The organism is Candidatus Bathycorpusculum sp., assembly GCF_009778815.1.
GTDB lineage: Archaea > Thermoproteota > Bathyarchaeia > Bathyarchaeales > Bathycorpusculaceae > Bathycorpusculum > Bathycorpusculum hydrogenotrophicum.
The window spans coordinates 1-4,800 of record NZ_WRFL01000106.1; the positions used below are offsets into that span (position 1 = coordinate 1).

The 4,800-nt window shown below is 44.5% G+C and carries 2 protein-coding genes and 1 rRNA gene; 1 reads left to right on the forward strand and 2 read right to left on the reverse strand.

The window, feature by feature from the left end; translation table 11 throughout:
- Positions 1–349: ribosomal RNA gene (locus FWF39_RS11890) — 16S ribosomal RNA — on the reverse strand; the annotation flags it as partial.
- Between the two features lie 835 nt (positions 350–1,184).
- Here FWF39_RS11890 and ppdK point away from each other — a divergent pair.
- On the forward strand, positions 1,185–4,016 hold the full coding sequence (gene ppdK, locus FWF39_RS11895; protein WP_343383654.1) for a pyruvate, phosphate dikinase: 2,832 nt from the start codon (positions 1,185–1,187) through the stop codon (positions 4,014–4,016).
- Positions 4,017–4,084: 68 nt separating this feature from the next.
- Here ppdK and FWF39_RS11900 read toward each other — a convergent pair whose 3' ends face one another.
- Positions 4,085–4,354: a hypothetical protein gene (locus tag FWF39_RS11900; RefSeq protein WP_343383655.1), complete on the reverse strand. Its 270-nt coding sequence runs from the start codon at positions 4,352–4,354 to the stop codon at positions 4,085–4,087.
- Between the last annotated feature and the right edge of the window lie 446 nt (positions 4,355–4,800).

Here is a 4,800-nt window from a genome sequence, read left to right on the forward strand (position 1 = left end):
CGTAGGGCCTGGGCCCTTGTCTCAGTGCCCATCTCCGGGCTCCCGCTCTCACGGCCCGCACCGGTAAAAGGCTTGGTGAGCCATTACCTCACCAACAACCTGATCGGTCGCGGCCTCATCCTTAGGCAACCTCACGAGGATAACGTGAAATCTTTTAAGCGAAGACACATTCCAGTGTTCTTCGCCGATCAAGAATTAGCCCCAGTTTCCCGGGGTTGTTCTTGTCCTAAGGGCAGATTAGCCACGTGTTACTGAGCTGTATGCCGTGACTCGTTTTGCCTGAATCACTCGACTAGCATGTCTTAGTCCTATCCCGATAGCAGTGGGGTCCGGCAGGATCAACCGGAGTTATGCACTCCGTTTGTTCTGTCGGAACTTTTGTTTTTTGTGTGGTACGAAATTGTGACACAATTCTCCTAGCATTTTTGTTACTTACTCCTGGATTTGGAGGGAGAAACATTCCACTCTATACGTCAAAGCCCAATTCAGACCTAATAGAGCAATTTATCAGGTCCACATTTATGTCCCCGCAATTGGAGGCCAACACCATCATCCCTGTAAGGCGAATTCGCCGTTTCAGTACGGGTTGAGCCGCCGCAATGTGATAATTGCGGGGCTTAGCAATAGTAGCTGAGTTTGACAAGATGTAGCAATAACAAATATAAAGATTGTGTTCGACGCCAGATAGCTCTTGTCTTCCACGCCAACAGACCCAAGCCAAACTGTTTATCAGCATAAACTAATACTGCTGACTAAATTTTAACATTTCTACAAAAAAATTGCAATTCACAACCCCCAACAAAAAAACCACGCTACAAACCCCGTTTGCCAATCCAAGGTAGATTTCAAAAATGTACCTCAACACCTCAACAAAAAACAAAATTTCATGAGGGGCGCAAATCCATTTGCGGGGGGCAAACAAACACAAAACACAAACCAACCAAACAAACCCAGCAAAAAACAACCAAAAAGAAACAAAAAACATCAACAACACCCCCAATATAACATCTAACAACACCCGCCACATGCACATAACACAAAACACCAAAAACAGAAAACACCAACCAAACAACCGCATAAAAAGAAATAGACAATAAAAAACAAACAACATTATGGTTGTTGTCTGGATTTTGTAGTCACACAGCTTTATTTCAAAATCAAAAATAGAATATATAGGGATGTTTTTGCTTAAACCAGTCAGCTCGAGTTCTAATCAGGGAACCTTTTTCCAAATTAAACCTTCAAATCCAAAATATGTCTACCTCTTTGAGGAGGGCGATGGAAAGAACAAAAAACTCTTAGGCGGCAAAGGTGCAGGCCTCTGCGAAATGACCCAAATCGGTCTCCCTGTTCCCCCGGGTTTTGTGATTACAACGCAGAGCTGTCTGGAATATTTCAGTAACGGATTTCGATTTCCCGAAGGTTTAATCGATCAAGTTGAGACAGCCATAGCCGAAGTGGAGAAGAAAATGAACTTGAGCTTTGGCGATCCCAATAATCCGCTTTTAGTTTCAGTTCGCAGTGGTGCAGCCATCTCTATGCCAGGTATGATGGATACAGTTTTGAATTTAGGCATAAACGATGCCACTGTGGAGGGACTCATTAAACGTAGTGGGGATGAGCGCTTTGGTTGGGATAGTTATCGCCGCTTTATTTCGCTTTTTGGCAATATTGTATTGGGTATTGGTGATGAAGAATTCGATCAGGCCCTAGAGAAACTCAAAAAAGACCGCAACATAACCCAAGATCTTGAGCTCTGCGCGCAGGATATGCAAGAACTGGTCAGCATCTTTAAGCATATCATCCAAGGACACACAGGTAAGCCTTTGGTGCAAGATCCTCATCAACAGCTACTTATGGCAATAGAAGCTGTGTTTTCGTCGTGGAATGGAAAACGTGCAATTGATTATCGGCGTGAATTTAAAATCACCCCAAAAATCGCGCATGGAACGGCAGCTAATGTGCAAACCATGGTTTTTGGCAATATGGGTGAAAACTCTGCAACTGGGGTGGCCTTCACAAGAGATCCAGGCACGGGAGAGAATGTGTTTTTTGGGGATTATCTACAGAATGCACAAGGAGAAGATGTAGTTGCAGGCATCCGAACACCACATCCTATTGCAGAAATGCAACAAACCATGCCGCAGATGTATAGTGAATTAAGTAAAACTCGTGAAATTCTGGAACATAATTTTCATGAAGTTCAAGATTTGGAATTCACTATACAGGAGGGCAAACTCTACATACTCCAAACCCGAACAGCCAAGATGAATGCAACTGCAGCTATGAAAACCAGCATTGACATGGTTAACGAGGGGTTACTTAGCAAAGAAGATGCTCTTCTGCGCCTAGATCCCGCCCAACTGACCCAGCTTATGTACTGTCAGATTGATACTAAAAATGCCATAGCCCCTATCGCAACAGGGTTAGGTGCATCGCCGGGTGCAGCTTCGGGGGAAGCCGTTTTTGATGCTGATGAGGCCGAGCGACAGGCCAGGGCCGGCAAAAAAGTCATCTTGGTGCGTGAACAAACCAAACCAGAGGATATTCATGGCTTTTTTGCAGCTCAGGGCATATTGACATCAGTGGGCGGTAAAACTAGTCACGCAGCTGTTGTTGCTAGGGGTATGGGTAAGCCATGTGTTTCGGGTGCGGGTGATATAAAAATTAACCTCTTTGAAAAAACGGCGTCGGTGGGGGTCAATAAAATATCACCTGGAACCTTTCTAACCATTGATGGTACCTCAGGCAGGGTGTGGTTGGGAGAGATTGCTATGGTTGAGCCCCAAATTAGTGAAAATTTGACGACTATTCTTGAGTGGGCGGATCAATTTCGCAGATTGGAGGTGAGAGCAAACGCGGATACGCCTCAAGATGCAGAAAAGGCGCTTGGGTTTGGGGCGGAGGGGATTGGGCTTTGCCGCACAGAGCGCATGTTTAATGTAGCTGAGCGTATTGGGCTCTTTCAAGATATGATACTTGCCGATACTACCGAGAAACGCACAGAGGCATTGCAACAGTTACTGCCGATGCAGGTGGAGGATTTTGTGGATATAATGCGGGTGATGAGGGGTTATCCTGTGACGATTCGTTTGCTTGATCCGCCGTTGCACGAATTTTTGCCATCCGAGGAAGCAATACAGCGTGAAATTCAAATGCTTGAGAAAAATCAAGAGACATTCAAAGAGGGTCTATGTATCTCTGAGGCGCTTTGTATGGTCAACCCTGCATTGGAAGCGGTTTTGAGTGAAAATATGCACATACTCAAAACGCTCACCACACTCCAAGAAGTCGAACTCAAAAAAAGAGTTGATATGCTTCAGAAAATTCGCACTCTGCGGGAGGTTAATCCCATGCTGGGGCATCGTGGGGTCCGATTGGGGATTACTTTTCCTGAAATCTATGAGATGCAAATAGAGGCGATTCTCTTGGCAACAAGCCGTCTTATCAAAGAGACGGTACCGGTGAAGGTGGAGATTATGATTCCACAGGTATGTACGGCTCAGGAGCTAAATCGTATATGTAACATGATTCAAAGCGTAGCAAACAGAGTCCCTGATCAGGATCTTAAAAACTATACGGTGGGCACCATGGTTGAGGTGGTTCGGGCTTGTATGCGGGCGGGAAAATTGGCGCAATTAGCCTCGTTTTTTAGTTTTGGAACAAATGATCTAACCCAGGCTACGTTTAGTTTCTCAAGAGAAGATGCAGAAAACAAGTTTTTACCATTCTACAATGAACACAAAATCCTCCAAGACAACCCCTTTGAAATCCTAGATGTCAAAGGCGTAGGCAGACTCATGGCTATAGCAGTAGAGTGGGGACGCAAAACCCGACCGGACCTAAAAATTGGAATCTGCGGGGAACACGGCGGAGAACCCAGCGCCGTAGAATTCTGCCACCGCATCAAGCTCGACTATGTAAGCTGCTCACCATACCGAATTCCAATAGCACGCCTAGCAGCAGCACAAGCAAGCATCAAAGAAAAAAGAGGACAGCTAAAACCACTCCAATAACAGCATCATCAAAAATCACATCGTCGACTGCGGGCCGACGCTTGAAAAGGTATCACCAACACAACCCATCAGGCCGAGGCTTCACATGTTTTGTCTGTTTTCATAAGATGCTTTTTGAAAATGCGCGCGACAACAATAAAGATCATACCAAGGATTGCCACACCAAAACCCCACATTACCATAGGGGTAACATGCAGATAATCTGCAAGGAGGCCTACGCCAAAACCGCTAAACATTATAGTCATACCTATAACTGAAATTCGGAAGTAACTGGTCTGGGCGTATGCGTCGCGTTGTTCACCGGTTAAAACCGTTCCAGCTGGTCGCTCTTTATACATCAAACATCTAAGGAAACATAAGGGTCCAGCAGATGCAATAAACACAGTAATGATGGAATCTATACGGAAATAATAAAGACAACCACCCAAGAACAATAAAATTATACCCGCAATCAGCAGATAAATTTGAGTTCTTTTCACACTCGCTCAACCCCCATTTAATTACTAACAATGGGATAAAAATTTTGCCGCCAGACCACAGGTTTGGATTGGTTTGATCAAGTTTTTTGAGCCACAATATTGACAAAAAATGAATTTTTAGACTGGGAGTGTTATAGCATATTACAGCCAGCCAGAGTTGAGACGTAAAGAGCTCATAAATATTTGAGAGTGTTCACCTAAAGATAAGTAATGCGGTTTTTTGAAATGCTGTAAAGATGTCTTCAGTGGTTAATGCGTGCCAAAGTTTAAGCGTTAAATCCACCATCGCGGTCTTCTTTGAAACA